Annotated in this window: 17 protein-coding genes; 2 read left to right on the top strand and 15 right to left on the bottom strand. The window is 44.8% G+C overall.

Annotated elements, in window-relative coordinates:
- Positions 1-141: 141 nt before the first annotated feature.
- Together MKY41_RS03475 and MKY41_RS03470 are read right to left on the bottom strand one after the other, a co-directional pair.
- Positions 142-549 (bottom strand): DUF5367 family protein, encoded by a 408-nt coding sequence (locus MKY41_RS03475; RefSeq protein ID WP_340743717.1) that lies wholly within the window; start codon positions 547-549, stop codon positions 142-144.
- A 406-nt stretch (positions 550-955) separates the two neighbouring features.
- A complete protein-coding gene (locus tag MKY41_RS03470; RefSeq protein ID WP_340743716.1) occupies positions 956-1,618 on the bottom strand; it encodes an MOSC domain-containing protein in 663 nt (220 codons plus the stop codon).
- A gap of 271 nt (positions 1,619-1,889) precedes the next feature.
- Between MKY41_RS03470 and MKY41_RS03465 the strand changes: the two genes are divergently transcribed.
- Positions 1,890-2,645 (top strand): DUF2087 domain-containing protein, encoded by a 756-nt coding sequence (locus tag MKY41_RS03465; RefSeq protein ID WP_340743715.1) that lies wholly within the window; start codon positions 1,890-1,892, stop codon positions 2,643-2,645.
- Positions 2,646-2,663: 18 nt separating this feature from the next.
- A complete protein-coding gene (locus tag MKY41_RS03460) occupies positions 2,664-3,020 on the top strand; it encodes a GIY-YIG nuclease family protein (RefSeq protein ID WP_340743714.1) in 357 nt (118 codons plus the stop codon).
- Positions 3,021-3,118: 98 nt separating this feature from the next.
- Here MKY41_RS03460 and MKY41_RS03455 read toward each other — a convergent pair whose 3' ends face one another.
- From MKY41_RS03455 to MKY41_RS03395, 13 genes are all read right to left on the bottom strand, one after another.
- Positions 3,119-3,532 carry a MarR family winged helix-turn-helix transcriptional regulator gene (locus MKY41_RS03455; RefSeq protein WP_340743713.1) on the bottom strand — a complete coding sequence of 138 codons (414 nt, stop codon included), beginning with the start codon at positions 3,530-3,532 and terminating at the stop codon, positions 3,119-3,121.
- A gap of 137 nt (positions 3,533-3,669) precedes the next feature.
- Positions 3,670-4,404 carry an SDR family NAD(P)-dependent oxidoreductase gene (locus tag MKY41_RS03450; RefSeq protein ID WP_340743712.1) on the bottom strand — a complete coding sequence of 245 codons (735 nt, stop codon included), beginning with the start codon at positions 4,402-4,404 and terminating at the stop codon, positions 3,670-3,672.
- A gap of 13 nt (positions 4,405-4,417) precedes the next feature.
- A complete protein-coding gene (locus tag MKY41_RS03445) occupies positions 4,418-5,167 on the bottom strand; it encodes an SDR family NAD(P)-dependent oxidoreductase (RefSeq protein ID WP_340743711.1) in 750 nt (249 codons plus the stop codon).
- Between the two features lie 295 nt (positions 5,168-5,462).
- Entirely contained in the window at positions 5,463-6,557 is a 1,095-nt protein-coding gene (locus MKY41_RS03440) for an acetyl-CoA C-acyltransferase (protein ID WP_340745625.1), read from the bottom strand.
- Positions 6,553-8,013 carry an AMP-binding protein gene (locus tag MKY41_RS03435; RefSeq protein WP_340743710.1) on the bottom strand — a complete coding sequence of 487 codons (1,461 nt, stop codon included), beginning with the start codon at positions 8,011-8,013 and terminating at the stop codon, positions 6,553-6,555. Before MKY41_RS03435 ends, MKY41_RS03440 begins: the two co-directional genes overlap by 5 nt.
- A gap of 21 nt (positions 8,014-8,034) precedes the next feature.
- Entirely contained in the window at positions 8,035-8,586 is a 552-nt protein-coding gene (locus tag MKY41_RS03430) for a biotin transporter BioY (RefSeq protein ID WP_340743709.1), read from the bottom strand.
- Between the two features lie 178 nt (positions 8,587-8,764).
- Positions 8,765-9,238, bottom strand: a complete 474-nt coding sequence (locus MKY41_RS03425) for a flavin reductase family protein (protein WP_340743708.1) — start codon at positions 9,236-9,238, stop codon at positions 8,765-8,767.
- Positions 9,239-9,264: 26 nt separating this feature from the next.
- Positions 9,265-9,816, bottom strand: a complete 552-nt coding sequence (locus tag MKY41_RS03420; RefSeq protein ID WP_340743707.1) for an FAD synthetase family protein — start codon at positions 9,814-9,816, stop codon at positions 9,265-9,267.
- Between the two features lie 70 nt (positions 9,817-9,886).
- Complete coding sequence (locus tag MKY41_RS03415) at positions 9,887-10,669, bottom strand: dioxygenase family protein (protein ID WP_340743706.1); 783 nt, start codon at positions 10,667-10,669, stop codon at positions 9,887-9,889.
- 33 nt (positions 10,670-10,702) lie between these two features.
- A complete protein-coding gene (locus MKY41_RS03410; protein ID WP_340743705.1) occupies positions 10,703-12,247 on the bottom strand; it encodes a 4-hydroxyphenylacetate 3-hydroxylase family protein in 1,545 nt (514 codons plus the stop codon).
- 197 nt (positions 12,248-12,444) lie between these two features.
- Complete coding sequence (locus MKY41_RS03405; RefSeq protein WP_340743704.1) at positions 12,445-14,256, bottom strand: XylR N-terminal domain-containing protein; 1,812 nt, start codon at positions 14,254-14,256, stop codon at positions 12,445-12,447.
- A 231-nt stretch (positions 14,257-14,487) separates the two neighbouring features.
- Positions 14,488-15,141 (bottom strand): 3-oxoacid CoA-transferase subunit B, encoded by a 654-nt coding sequence (locus tag MKY41_RS03400; protein ID WP_340743703.1) that lies wholly within the window; start codon positions 15,139-15,141, stop codon positions 14,488-14,490.
- Positions 15,134-15,826: a CoA transferase subunit A gene (locus MKY41_RS03395; protein ID WP_340743702.1), complete on the bottom strand. Its 693-nt coding sequence runs from the start codon at positions 15,824-15,826 to the stop codon at positions 15,134-15,136. Before MKY41_RS03395 ends, MKY41_RS03400 begins: the two co-directional genes overlap by 8 nt.
- Positions 15,827-15,830: the final 4 nt, after the last annotated feature.

The raw sequence follows: 15,830 nt of genomic DNA, 5'->3' as shown, positions 1-15,830 counted from the left end.
GGTCGGAATTGCACAGGTGACTGTCACAATTACGAACGCATTAAAAAAAGCAGGCATATGTGACATGCCTGCTTTTGTTCGATTCTATCTGCGGTTACAATTAATTAAAATTACACATGTTGGTTTTATAGCTCTCTCGTGTTAGATCTTAAGATTTTTAGTTCTTTGTTGGTTAATTATTGCGGGAATAAATAAATATAACGCATAAGCAAAGGACATCCACACCGTAAACGCAATAATTTGCGGATCATCTAATTTAGGAAAAATTAAATTGTTTTTAGATAAAGAGAATGCGTCTAACGATAAACCAATGAAAGTTCCAATTATTCCAAACTTTAATGGTGCATTTTTTGTTTTATCAAATAATAGATAAATATAAGTAATCCCCCATATTAAAAGCCCCGTCCCAATAACTAATAACAAAATGCTTGATGAGTAGTTTTCTGTACCAGGACTGAAAAGTACATGTTCTCCAAAAAACACAAAAAACAATGTAGCAAAGAACCAAATGACTATACCCGAAATTATCGGGATAAAACATTCTTTCAATATTTATCCTCCTTTCAGTAAATGGGAAAGGCTTTTAAATAATTGTTCAAGTTCTTCATATGTGTTATCTACTGAAAAATCCTTCTGTACTATTGCTTGTAGTGCTAATCCATCAACAATAGCATTTATAAGACATTTCCATCACATTGGCACACAAAATAGTATAGTAAGTTGCTACCTTTGTCTACTTTTAGAATATTTCCGTCTCCCAGTTATAAATGGTTCAACAGATTAACGTGGTCCAAACCTTTACCATAAAACCCTAACAAAAAAGTGTTCAATGGGAATGAGTTTCCCGTTGAACACTTTTTTGGAAAAATAGGAGTTGCCAACAATCCGCCAACTCGAAATCGAAAGTCGTTGACACACATGCTAGGCATTTCGCGTACCTCATTGAGACTAGGATTTATCCTTTTACCCCTACCAAATTAACGATCCGCTTTTGAAGGGACTTGCGCCACTCCTCCGCAAGTGCCTCGACAGCGACAATCCGTTTCAGTGCTTCTATATTTTGAGGCTGGTGAAAATAAATTTCATTGCCGAACTGGATGGAAACGTTAGCTGGGTGCTGTTCGAGTAAGGTAATGGTCGAATCTCTTCTTACAACCCCTTCTTCTAACACTCTGCATAAATAGCCGGTATAACCCGTTTCTATCATCCGTTTCATAAGCTGCGGCAATCCGGTCCTTTTTGAAATCGTGCTGCAGGGCACTCGGCCTTGTGTCACTTGGATGACCGCATCCCCCACCCGGAAGATGTCGCCGATAAATACGTCCGTTTCGAGCATATTTGCCACTGTCAAATTCTCACCAAATGTCGCATCCGCCAAAGGTTTTTGGAATTCTGCTTCCCATTGCGCATAATGCTCGAACGGGTACACACACACCGCCCGATCCGGTCCGCCGTGAAAGCGCAAATCCGCCACGCCGTCTCCATGAAAACCGTCTTTTGATAAGAACGCTTCTTCCACTTTCCCTTTGCATATCCCCGTCACCATTTCTTTCTCATTTCCATAAGGCACCGTTTTGGGCTTCCCGATTGAAAATGTGACAATCTCCCGTTTGGACATTCTATTCTCCCCTTCCCCGCTGATCTATATACCTCTTTAACTGTAACGTTTTTTTGTCGCAGCCTCAATGGGTTAATCAAGATTCACTTGATTTTCAATTACGATATGCCAAACAACAATATACTTTGTTTGCTTTAAATTAAACAATGATAGTTTTTGTTTAAGACCTCATTTGACAATACACTAACTTTACTTTAATATGTTTGTTGTTGAGAAAACAATAAGTTAATTCGTTTACTGTATTTCATTATTGATAGGATGTGTTTATACGATGGATATTTCAGATCAGTTTTGGAACGCCACGTTGGATGAACTAAAACAGGGATATATGGAAGAGTCGAATTCCTATACTTGCCTGTTATGCGGGGAGAAAATTGAAAAAGGGATCATATACCCGGTTGATGGAATCTTTTACGAAGCCGAGCGATATATCCGGATTCATATCGAGCGTACCCACCAATCCGTTTTTGAGTATCTCCTGAATCTGGATAAGAAACTGACAGGCCTTACAGACCATCAGAATCTTCTGCTCCGTCTTTTTTATGAGGGGAAAAGCGATAAAGAGGTGCAAGCAGAAATGGGGATCGGCAGCACTTCCACAATTAGGCATCATCGCTTTTCTTTAAAAGAGAAAGAGCGCCAAGCCAAAACCTTTTTAGCGATTATGGAGCTGTTAAAGGAAAAAGATCAGTATGCGCCGGCCTTTGTCCCGCCTCATAAAACAGCCAAAATGGTCGATGACCGCTATGCCGTCACAGAAGAGGAGCGACAAGAGATCGTCCAAAAGTTTTTACCGGAAGGGACCCAAGGCCGATTAACCAAATTCCCGCCTAAAGAAAAACAGAGATATATTGTTCTGCGGGAAATGGCCAAACGATTCGATCGTGACGCTGCCTATACCGAACATGAAATCAATCAAGTGTTGGAAAGTATGTATGATGATTATATAAAGATTCGGCGCTATTTAATCGAATATGGCTTTTTAGGAAGAAAGCCCGATGGAAGTCAATATTGGCTGAACCAATAAGAGTAAGGAGTGGCTCAAATGGAGCGAAAAAGGCATTTAAAACAGATGTATAAGGAAACCCCGATAGAAGGCGGCATTTTTCAAATAAAAAATAATGAAAACGGTAAATTATTCGTCGGCAGCACAAGGAATTTCAAAACAATAAACGGTCTGAAATTCAGTTTGGAAGCCGGCACTGCCCCACCGACAACTACAGAACTTCAGAAAGACTGGAGTCATTTTGGCGCAAGTGCGTTCAGCATCGACATACTTGAAACACTCAAAAAGAAAGACGAACCTTATTTCAATGAAAAAGAAGCATTGCAGGAACTGGAAAACAAATGGCTAGACCAGCTTCAACCTTATGGCGAAAGAGGATACAACCGGAAAAAGTAATACAGCTATACCAAAACACCTCCCTTTGATCGATATTCCAGTCGATCAAGGGGAGGTGTTAGCATTGAAGCCTGACGGAAGAGCAGGCTTTGTGCTCCTCAATCATTCATCTTTTGATAAATATGGAGCATTTGTTGCTGCTCCTCCAACGTCAGTTTTTCAAAAAGCTTTTTCCGCAATACGTGGCCTTCCCGATTGGCTCGTTCGAGCATCTCTTTCCCGGCATCGGTAATGTCCAAATAGACACTGCGCCGATCCTCTTCATCAGTCAGGCGGACGGCCAGTTCCTTTTTCACGAGCTTTTCCGATAAATGCGTAACTGTCGGGGGAGTTAAGCCAAGGACTTTTGCGATATCGGAAGGCCGGCTTTTCCCATGCACACTCAAATGGCCAAGAAGAAGGATATGCGAAATGCCTAATTCCTCATTGAATGATTTATTCCACTGGACAATTAAGTTGTTCGTGAACTTATCCATATTGTGAATGATTTCGAAAACAGTCTCTTGTTTCATGGTACCCCTACTTTCTATATAACAGCTCCCTCTCCTTACACAGTTTACTATAGAATATAAAAGTAGGCCCAAATGAAATCCAGTGAACTGGTTCGATTTGGGCTTTGTCAGGAGAACCGATGGGGTGGACCCTTCCCTTATTGGGCGGAGAACCCACCGTCTATAATAAGTTCCGCGCCTGTAATGTACGACGAATCATCGCTCGCCAAGAACAGCGCTGCATTCGCGATGTCCGCTGGCTGCCCGAGACGTTGCAAAGGCGTAGCGCGCACGAGTTGGTCAAGCAACTCTTTGGAGGCACTTAAGTTTTTGGTCATCGGTGTTTCAATAATGCCCGGGAACAGTGCATTCACCCGCACACCGCTGCGTCCGAACGTCGTCGCTGCCGCTTTGGAAATCGCCCGAACTGCCCCTTTGGAAGCAGAGTAATGATTGAATCCTTGTCCAATCTGTGCTGTATATGAAGAGATATTGACAATCGACCCGCTCTTCTGCTCCGCCATAATAGGCGCCACATGTTTCATGCCGGCGAATGGGCCAAAACCATTGATCGCCATCATCTTTTGCCAATCCTCCATATCGATATCTTCAAATGGCTTTTCCGAAGAAATGCCGGCGTTGTTGACAAGAACATCGATACGTCCAAATTTTTCTTTCACTTCTTTAGCAAATGCAGCCCATTCTTCATCAGACGCCACATTTAATTTCATCCCATGTACATTCTCTTTTTCACTCGCCCGTCGCAAAGCGTCTTCGTTGATATCCGCTGCGATGACAATCGCACCTTCCGCTTGGAAAAGGTCGACCATCCCTTCTCCGATACCTGAAGCCCCACCTGTAATAATCGCAACTTTTCCATCTAATTTACCCATTGTCAACCTCTCCTTACCGTAATTTGATAGCCCCACCGTCAACCATGATCGTCTGTCCCGTAATATATTTCGCATCGTCACTCGCCAAAAATACGGCAGTCCGGCCGATATCCCCTTCCGGATCCCCTAAACGGCGCATCGGAATTCGGTCAATCATCGCATTATACATGTCAGGCGCACTTTCTCTCCATGCTTCCACCCCAGGCGTCAAAGCGATCGGCGAAATCAGATTGACCGTGATCCCCTCAGGCCCCCACTCATTTGCCGCTACCCGGGAAATGGCACGGATCGCTTCTTTCGCAGCCGCATAGGAGGCTTGTGTCGGGTGGCCGTCCAATCCGGCGCCCGAAGCGAAGTTGATCACTTTCCCTTGTGTCTTTTTCAGTTCAGGATACGCCGCCTGCATGAAGTGGAATGTCGGATAGAAGCTCGTACCAAACGAGAGATCGAGCATGTCCATCGTCGTTTCTGTAAATAGCGCTTGGCGGGAAACGTGCGCATTGTTCACAAGAATATCAAGCTTGCCGAACTTCGCCACCACTTCTTGAACGATGCCAGCAATATTCTTTTGCTTGGAAATGTCTTTGATGATTAATATGCTCTCGGTCAGTTCATTCAACTCTTGTACAGTGTCCTGCCCTTTTTCTTCATTGACATCGACCACTGCAATATGTGCGCCTTCCTTAGCCATCGCCAGTGCAATCCCTTTGCCAATCCCTGACGCACTTCCTGTAATGAGCGCCACTTTCCCTTGTAGTCTCATCCAAATCCTCTCCTTTATGACAATTCATTCCGCCCCAATAGGTTTTCCCTGCATCTGAGGGGGAAAATGAAGCCTAGCCCGAATCAATTCGTTGTTACTTAGTTATATCTTCTAATAGTTAGATGGGTAACTATTATATATCTAAATAGTAATAAAAAATTAGAGGAAAAGCAACTGAATTGTACGGGTGACTGTCCCCTGTGCAATTTTTCCTGACAAAAAACCACCTAACCGTGAATCATTCGGTTAGGTGGTGAGAGAATTGTTCAGGTGACTGTCCCCTGCGCAACAGTCCTCATCGAATCACTTCAAATAAAACCGCAAGCCCAATTCCGCCGGCGCTGCCAATTGCGGCTAGCACATAATTTACGTCCTGCCTTCTCTGCACTTCGTAAAAAAGGCGCGTCACTAAAATGGCTCCCGATGCACCGTAAGGATGGCCTGTCGTCAACGCACCGCCTGATACATTCAATTTCACGTAGGGAATCCCTAGTTCTGTGGCGCATGCAATCATTTTAGATGCAAACGCTTCGTTGATTTCAATCAAATCGATATCTTCCATCGTCAATCCATTGCGTGCCAACAACGCTTGAATAGCCGGAATCGGCGACATGCCCGGATAATTCGGATGGATCCCGCTCACTTCACTATCCGCGAAGCGAAGCATTGCGCGCATGCCGAGTTCTGTAGCCAACTGTTCTTCCATGACGACAACTGCGGCAGCGCCATCTTGAATGCCGCAGCTGTTCGCCGCAGTCACGGTGCCGTCCCCATCAACTAGCGGTTTCGCCCTTGCTACTAATCGCGCCATATCCCGTTTTTTCTGAAACACCTCATCCGAACGGAATTCACCGAACGGAAGCACCTCTTCCGAATAAAACCCTTTCGTATACGCATCCCAGCTCAGCTCGTAACTCCGGATTGCATACGCATCTTGCACATCCCTCGTCAACCGATAATGCCGTGCAACATTCTCCGCCGCTTCAACCATATCCGGATCCCCGATAGCCGCCGGAGAAAATTGTGCCCGTTTCGGAAATGGCGAGGTGCTGGCGCTTTCCACCCCTCCCGCAATATAGCACGTCCCGGCACCAGCCCGAATGAAAAGACACGCCGTTCGGATCGCTTCAAGGCCCGCGCTGCATTGCCGGTCAATTGTCATCCCGGAAACTGACAGGGGAAGTCCCGCCTCCAGCGCGGCGAAACGCGCAATATTTCCACCCGGACCGACGACATTACCTAAAATCACTTCATCCAAATGCCTCGTTACATTTGCTGCCACATGTCGAAGCAGCGGAGCAGCCAGCTGATGCGGCTCCACGTCTTTCAACATGCCGCCCTTTTTCCCGATCGGCGTCCGTTTCGCTTGCACGATGACTGCATTTTTAATGTTCCACCGCCTCCCCCTGCAACAATTGCCGTAATCGATGCCGTTCAATTTTTCCGCTCGTCGTATAAGGGAATTGGTCGATGAATTGCCAACGCCGCGGACATTTGAATGTGGACAGATGCGCAAGGCAATGTTTTTGCAATTGTTGCTTCGAAGCATCTCCGCGGATAAAAGCGACAGGTACTTGGCCCCAATATGAATCCTCCACACCGATTACCGCCGCTTCCTCTACTCCGGAATGGGTGCGCAAAACCGCTTCGATTTCTTCCGGATACACATTTTCCCCTCCGCAAATTATCATGCTATTTTCCCGCCCGTTCAGAAAAAGAAATCCTTCTTCATCCAAATAGCCGATATCATCTACCGTGATCCAGCCCGCTTCATCTTCAATGGACCGCAATTCATCATCGGGCGGCTGAATATATCCTGAAAAGATGAATGGGCTCCTGACATAAACTTTGCCGACGCACCCGGTTTCGACCACTCTTCCATCGGCATCTCGAATTTGGAGCTCCACACTTTTACAAGCCTTTCCGACAGAATCCGGCTTCTTGCGATTCCATTCATTATTGGAATAGGTAATGAAGCTTGTCTCGCTCGAACCGTAAAACTCATACATCGTAATATTCGGGAACTGAGAATGAATCTTCTCCTTGGAATGCTCATTCCATTTTGCACCGGATGAAATGATCGTCAGATGCTTCTCCATGCGTGTTCCGTTGGCAGCCATCGCCTCCACCATCGTCGGCACGACATACAAAACAGAAATGGGGGAATCGTTTATCCGCTGCAGCGCGGTCACCGGCGAAAACGTTTCCAGTATGTACACCGTACTGCCGAAATAAAGTCCGCAAATCGCCCCATATAAAAAATGGGAATGGACAAGCGCTCCCGGAATTAATACTTCATCCATCCCATTCAACTGAAAGTCGTATTGACTGCTTGAGAAACTCTGTACCCACGATCGATGTGACCTGACAAATGCTTTGGGACGACCTGTCGTGCCCGACGTAAAGCCCATGTAAAACAACCGTTCCTCGTCCTCTTCTTCATTCCACAAAGTCGCTGCCTGCTGAATCTCCTCGACGATTTCTTCCCATATGAAGACTTCGGTATCCATTCCATAGAATCGGCTAGCCAAACGTTTCGTTGTAATAAAAAGAGAGGGTTTTGCTATATCGAGGCGTTGCTGCAATTCATTCGCCTTCCATTTGACGTCAAAGGGAACCGCGATTTGTCCCGCCATTGCCGCCCCTGCAAACAATTGTAAAAAGGGAATTCCATTGGGCACGAAAAGGCCGACTTTTCCCCGCCCTTCGATCTTTTCAGAAAACCAATTAGCTGTTTGACAAACAAGTTCATGCCATGCGCGATACGTAATTTGCTCCCCCGCCGTATGGATGGCAATCTTTCCAGGATGCTTCGCAGCATGGCACGCATATGTATTTGTAATCAATTCCTCAGCCTCCTCGATCTGTTAACTTGGAATCATATGTCGGTTGAATACCGGATACTTCTGCAATTGGACGATCAGTAAGGAAGCAATTGTTGCTTTCAGGACATCTCCGGGTAAAAATAGCAAACTGGCTTTCGTGACATCCAAGATTTCAAGCTCCATGACAACCGCCTGAACGGGCACCCCGATAGCATAAATTAGAAAAACACCGACCGTGACATTTAACGGCAGCACGTTCCATAACTGGATTTTCGTAAAGCGCGATTGAATCCATCCGATACAAAAAGCCGTTATAGGCCAGGCCAAGAGATACCCCGCACTCGGCCCAACAAAGACACCCAAACCTCCCCGACCACCGGATAACAGTGGCAGCCCCGTTGCGACAATTAGCAAAAAGACGATTTGACTCATCGCCCCGAGCCGGGCCCCCAGCAAGCCCCCGGCCAACAGCACTCCTAACGTTTGCAGCGTAATCGGCACAGGCATCACCCCAACAGGAATCGGCGGCATTAGCCCCAACACCCCCATCACCGCCGCAAACAACGCCACATTCGCCATGTCCCTGACATTCATCCATTTCCCCACCTAACTATGTTTCGGTAATATTCACAATAATACGATGAACAATCCATTGAGTCAACACCGTAATATTAAAGGTTAACTAAGGTAGTATAATAAATGAAAAACCCATATTCCGCATTACGGGAAATGGGCTGTGCCATCTACTATTCAAAGTAGGGAAAAAATTTATTCACACAGTAGCGTTTTGCGCAGCAGAGCTTCCAAACTTGCCTGCGTAATACGTTAGCGCATCTGCGTCGGTATACTGGAAGTTTCTAACTAAGCCGACATAAAGTATATGGTCCCCTCCGTCGTATTCAGCCCAAGGCGTACATTCAATGTACGCGAGCGACTCCGAAAGACGTACGGCATGTTCGCCATTTACCCACTCGATCGGTTCCATTTCTTGCGGACGTCCCGCAAAATGCAGAGCCACCTCTTCCTGGGAAGAGGTAAGTATATTTACCGTAAATGAGTTGTCTTTCATATGATGGAATGCCTTTGTTTTGCGATCTATGGAGACCAACACAAGGGGAGGGTCTAACGATACAGAAGTAAATGAATTTGCCGTAATCCCATGATTCCCGTTCTCCGTGCTGCATGTTACAACCGTGACACCCGTCGCAAACCGCCCCATACAATTTCGAAACTCTCTCGGATCCATTGTTAAACCTCCTTTTCATAGGCTTTTTATTGAACAGCAGATAAAGAATACGGCTCTCTGCCTAGTAAAACATAAGCTTGCTCGACTTGCTGACGCTGGAATAACTGCCGAATCCGTGTCGATGAAATCACTTCTCCTGCTGAACAAGTGACAGCTGGATGCTGATATGCCTGAAAAATCTTCTGTAAATCTTCAACAGAACCACTTTTTTCTTTACCAAAGTGAAAACCCGGACCCACCCATATTTCTTGAGGATTCATCTCACCGAGTTCGACAATAAAGTCTTGTACACTTCTAGCAGCGTATGTCTGATCAAAAGATGCAAAAACTGTATAATCCACACCAAGTTCTTGAAGAAACTTCTTCTTTTCGGTAAGGCTCGTCAGCATCGTTTGTTTTTGAAAGTACACTTTAGGCGGCGGATCAAACGTATACACAACGAGGGGCACGCCATAAGCCTCCGCTTGCGTCTTAGCTTTCCTGATTAAAGCTTGATGTCCTCTATGAATTCCGTCGAAAGCACCGATTGTCATAACGCATTGCTGTAATTTCAGCTGATTGCTTAGAAAGCATTTCATATGGGGCGCCTCGCTTTCTCAATGATACAAAAACAAGGGGATTATACCATCCCCTCGTCATATAAGATTTTCAATTTTTACGCATTACAAAATCCAATGAGGATACTTTATAGCCATCCTTCTCTTCCAGCGTTGTCATTAAGTCCAAACGCACCCCATCTGCCACATCCGTCTCAAGCCATTTATCACCTTCAAAGAACACTTGCGTAATGAGCGTTTCATGACCTTCTGCTTCGAACATTAGATGAAGATGCGCCGGACGCATTGGATGCTGCTCGGTATATTCCAAAAACTCTCCTGTCGGGCCATCAGTCGGAATGGAATACGGAAGCGGGACGATTGTTTTCACTGTAAAATCCCCATTTTCATCTGTGAAGAAATGTCCCCTGAAATTATATCTAGGTGCATCCGAATCGAATGCAGAATATTTTCCGGACGCATCATTTTGCCACATTTCCACACGAGTTTTTGCGAGCGGTTTTCCGTCCGTACTGCTCACATTCCCGCTAAAGTACATCACTTCCCCAGCCTCATCAGGACGCTGCGTCAATTCAAGCGGTTTTCCGTCCTTTGCTTCGATTAAAGGCGATCCCTCAATGAAATACGGGCCCAAAAGGGAAGGCTGAGTACCAGGCTTGTCTGTGTACATCGCTCGCAGCACATGGGTTTCCAAAAACACGTCCGCAAACAGCGGCAATTCCCCTTTGCGCCCCAGGCGATCTGCCCAATTCACAAAGTTTGTATATTCCTCATGGTTCAAATGCGCTTCTTGTAAAAAGTTTTTCACGTGCTTAATAAATAAATCAAATACTTCTTCTACACGTTCATTCTTTTTCGCAACTTGTTTGACCATTCTAAATTCCTCCCTATTGTTATAGAATGTTTTTCATTTTTTCCGGTAAACTTGAATGTCATCATTATTGATCCAAGTCGGATTCACCCAGCCATCTAAGTCATAGTCATCCATACATTGCTGGACAAAGTCCTCGAACTCTTGGGCATTACCGTTCGCTTGGGCGACGATCAAGTTTTCCATTCGAATATTCTCGTTATTGCCCGAATAGTTCCGTTCGTATAGTTCATGACGGCCACCGTATTCCGTGCCAATCGCGTCCCAAAGCAATTTAATCACTTTGATTTTCTCTTCCGCCTCGATCCCGTTCGACCCGCGGTATAGTTTATCGATGAGTGGACGCAGCTCAGCATTTTTGAAGTCCATTGAACTGGAAGGCTGTACAATTAAACTACCTCCGACGACTGTCTCCACGATGTTTTTCACATGCGACCAGCCATCCGACATGAACACGCGGTATGCCAACCCATAATTCAAGTTTGGCAGCACAGTCCCGTTCGCGCTTTTTTCCGGATTCAATGCCATCGCATCACTGATCGCCCAGAACATATTTCGGTAGGCGATGACTTCTCCCAAATTGGCTTGAACCCCCCGGAAGGTATCAGTTCCATTTCCTCGGAGTGCTTTGATTAACAGACCGGCGATAAAATCCAGCTTTACTGCGAACCTTGTCACGCCATGGAAAGTGAAACGATGCAGGAATCCGCTTTCAGCAAAGAAGCCGTTCGCTTTTTCGATATCCCGGTAAACGAGGACGTTCTCCCATGGAATGAGAGCATTTTCAAAAACAAGCACAGAGTCATTTTCGTCAAAACGGCTGCTCAGCGGATAATCAAAAGGACTGCCTGTCACAGCTGCATTCATTTCGTAGGAGGAACGGCAGACCAGTTTTACACCGGGTGTATTCATGTCTGCAATAAAGACAAGTGCGTGTTCTTCCTTTGGAACGGCAAGAGCACCGTAATGTGCGACGAAGTTATAGTTGGTAAGTGCCGATCCAGTAGCAACCATCTTTGCCCCGCTGACGAGGATGCCTTCTTCTGTTTCACCTGTTGCGTGAACAAAGACATCTTTTACTTCATCCAGCGGCTTATTGCGGTCGACTGGCGGATTAATGATCGCGTGATTAAAGAACCAGTTTTTCTCTTGTGCTTCTTTATACCATCTTCTTGCATTGGCCTCGTATTTTCCGTAATACTGCGGATTGGCGCCTAATGTGGCCAGAAAGGAAGCTTTGTAATCAGGGGATCTTCCCATTTGCCCATAGGACATTTTCGCCCAGGCCGCAATGGCATCCCGTGTTTTAAATAAATCTTCCGCTGTTGTATCAGGCTGGAAAAAGCGCTGCGTAAATCCGCCATTTCCTGTATCGGTTTTCCTCGTTAACGTAGCTTGATGTTCTGGATCATGCAATGCGTCATAAAGGCGTGCAATCGAACGGGCACTGTTTCGGAACGCTGGATGGGTCGTCACATCTGTTACTCTCTCGCCGTGCAGCCAAATTTCACGGTTGTCCTTGAGGCTTTCAAGATATTCAGCGCCCGTCAATGGGACTCTAACTGCTTGTTGAGTTTTCAAGAATATTCCTCCTTTTTTGTAATCGCTTACTTAATTGAATATTACACCTATTCGTAACTATCTGTAACTGCAAATAGATAGGTAATACTTCACGATGACTAGCAGTTTTTGCGGAGGATAAAATTTACCACGAATCAAAGCCTCAAAAAAGTCATCTGTCCGATTAAAAACCGATACAGTTGACGAGTAGAATGATATTATACTTCGATAGCGGTGTTAGAAGCATTAATGATTTTCAAACCAAAGTAGATTCTGGTAGCTAGCTGCGCATTAAAGCGGCCCGATCCCGTCTTTAGATCAATATCACTAAGTGATTCGATTTTCTCAATCCGGTAACGCAAGCCGGCGATGGATAAATGCAGATCACATGCTGTCTGTTGAAGATTTCCGTTATTCTCCAAATACGATTTCAATGTAATGAGCAGATTACCCGAATTTTCATCATCATAGTCCACTAACGTGCCTATGGTTTTCTTATAAAACTTGATCAGTTCTTGATGGTCAGCACCATTTAAAAACATCATAATCCCTTCCAAATCACTATAGGTCGCCACCCTGCTGCTAATCGGATACGTCAGCTGCACAAAATCACAAATCCGCGTGGCATCCACATAACTTTTCCCCATATCATGGACCGTTTCAGCGATCCGTCCGGAACCGATATGCAAAATAACATCCGGTAAATTCCGTTTAATGCAATTCATTAACCTCATCGAAATATCTTGAACTTCTTGATCATCGCTAGCGCCGACAATGATTACAATATAATGATCTTTCATAAATAAATCTAATTTAGCATCGTTTTTTGTTAAAAAATGTAACACCCGTTCTTTCATCTTTTCAGGAATAATTTTGAGGGTGATAATACAATGCGGTTCTTTTGTATTGAAGCCAAAAATAGCTGCTTGCCGGCTCAAATTCATATTATCGATAAATTTATTTTCAATCATTTCATCAAAAAAATGCTCTCTTTTCATCAACAGTGATTCAGTCATTTTACTTTGGTGATACATTTGAATGGTAAATACCATAAGGGCCCGTTTAATAATTAGCAGTTCCCTCTGGTTCGGTTTACATTTTCCGATAATTGTCAAATTCCCAAGTTGCATATTATGACTTTTCATCGTAAATGATTCAAAAAACAAACCGTCCTGCTGATTTGTGATAACTCCGCTGTTCTTCCATTTTTGATAGGCGGCTTCCTCTTGAGGACAATGAAAATGAGAGGAATACACTTCTTGATAGTGATCAATGACAATGCTGCGGCCAAGGATGCGGCCCATTGCACTTGTCGTTTCGTTAATATCCTTCCCTTGCAGAAAAAGCTCCGTTAGCTGATTTTGCGCTTCTTCGGATTCTATAATATTTTTATTCAATTGTTCAATCTCTGAATAGACGTCTTCCAAAACAGCCTGCAAGGATTCGTTTTTATAGTAGCGCAAGTCTTTTAAATGTTCTTCATCGCAATGCGCTACCGTTTCAGCGACGAAATAACAGACCGCGTCCCCTTTTCCACAGCAGTATTTTTCGTACGCAACAACTTCTTTTTCAAATGCACTCGTTAAATAGCCGCTGGCATAGCCAATGAGCGTCCAACAAACCGCCTCACTGCTAATCTCTTTTTCCGTTAGGTGATTGATCACTTCGAATGAATTTTTCCAGTATCCTGTAAAATACAAATGATCTCCATCGATTTCCAAAATATCGGGTTCCACTGTGACAATTCCTTCAAGGGTATGCATAGCCGTCCCCGACATCACCAGTTCCCTTATACATTTCCATTCATAATTTTCCTTTAACGATTCGGCAGCTTGTTTACCGCAAGCCCATCCATAGCGCATTAAGAAACCTTTGGCCCGTTCTTTTCCAAGCGTATTTATTAAATCATGCCGTAAAATCCCTAAAGCCTGTATGGGAATTAACCCCATCCGTTTGTCATGGAGTTTAATGATTCCGGTGCGAGGATTGACATCAATTAAGTTTTGCAGCAATAACTGATTCGCTTTCATCCTGTCCTTCTCCCTTTTTGTTACAATTATTGTAAATGCTTTCAATAAGCTTCAAAGAACTTACAGCACGGGCATAAAGCATTCTTCCGACCGGGTTTCGTACACACAGACTATCATTAAGAAAAAATGATGATGTATCAGGAGTACGTATACATCACCATTTTTCACTAATCATTTCTATCAACCTATTTGAATACATAAATCCTAAAAGCCTCCAGTGCACTCATTTGCTCACACTTTTTCCTGCTGGAAGACCTGTTCGCTGATGGTGTAAGCTGCCGTTGTGTTCGCTTGGACTTCTTCTAATGTGCTGTTTCCCATCAGTTCCACAAGTTCATAATGATCATCCCGCCATTGAAATACGGCCAATTCGGTAATAATCGTATCCGCCACGCGTTCAGATGTAATCGGGAACGTGCATGTATCTACAAATTTAGGGCTGCCGTCATTCGCTGTATGGTTTGTTGTAATGATGATTTTCTTCGCACCTTCCAGCAAGTCCATAGCGCCGCCGACACCGATAATATCTTTTCCCGGAATGGCCCAGTTCGCGATTCTCCCTTTCGCATCAATTTGTAGGGCACCCAGAATCGCGACGTCAATATGGCCACCGCGAATCATCCCGAATGAATCCGCACTGCTGAAATAAGAAGCGCCGACCGCCTCTCCGACAGGCAATTTCCCGGCATTCACAATCAGGGGATCAATATCCTTTTCTTCAACTGACGTGACTCCAAGCATGCCGTTTTCCGTGTGTAAAATATGCTGCGTGTCGTCAATATAATCTGCAACTAGCGTGGGAATCCCGATGCCCAGATTAATAATCGAATGAGGAGTCAATTCCTGCACCGCCCGTTTTGCGATCAGTTCCCTGCTATTATCCAATCTGCCTCACCCCTTCTTTCGTTAACTCCCACTCACTTTTAACGATGGCATCGACGAATAAATGAGGTGTCGTAATTTCTTCCGGAGACAACTCCCCCACCTCCACGATTTCGTCTACTTCCGCTATGACGAACGAAGCAGCTGTTGCCATATTCGGATTGAAATTTCGCGCCGTTTTGTAATAAACCAAGTTGCCTAAACGATCTGCTTTCCAAGCCTTCACAATTGCGACATCCGCTGTCAAGCTCTCTTGCAGCAAGTAGGTCTCCCCTTTCAATTCCTTGACCTCTTTCCCTTTTGCCAAATCCGTTCCGACAGCCGTCTTCGTATAAAATCCGCCGATCCCTGCTCCCCCTGCCCGGATTGCTTCGGACATTGTTCCTTGCGGCAAAAGCTCCAGCTCGATTTTTCCTTCATTATAAAATTTCGCGACGTCTCGGTTGCTTGTAAAATAAGAACCGATCGCCTTTTTTATTTTCCCTTGTCTTAACAGCATGCCAAGCCCTTTTCCAGCTTCCCCTACGTTGTTACTAATCACGGTCAGTTCATTCACATCATGTTCCGTCAAATGTTGAATGACCGTCAGCGGACAGCCGATTAACCCAAATCCTCCGACCATAATGGTTTGTCCTGATTGAATATGGGCAAGCGCATCAGAAATCGACATTTGTTTGTCTTTATACATGCCT

This window comes from Sporosarcina sp. FSL W7-1349, from assembly GCF_038003045.1.
GTDB lineage: Bacteria > Bacillota > Bacilli > Bacillales_A > Planococcaceae > Sporosarcina.
The sequence above is the reverse complement of the archived record's forward strand: the minus strand, read 5'-3'. Positions and strand labels throughout refer to the sequence as shown.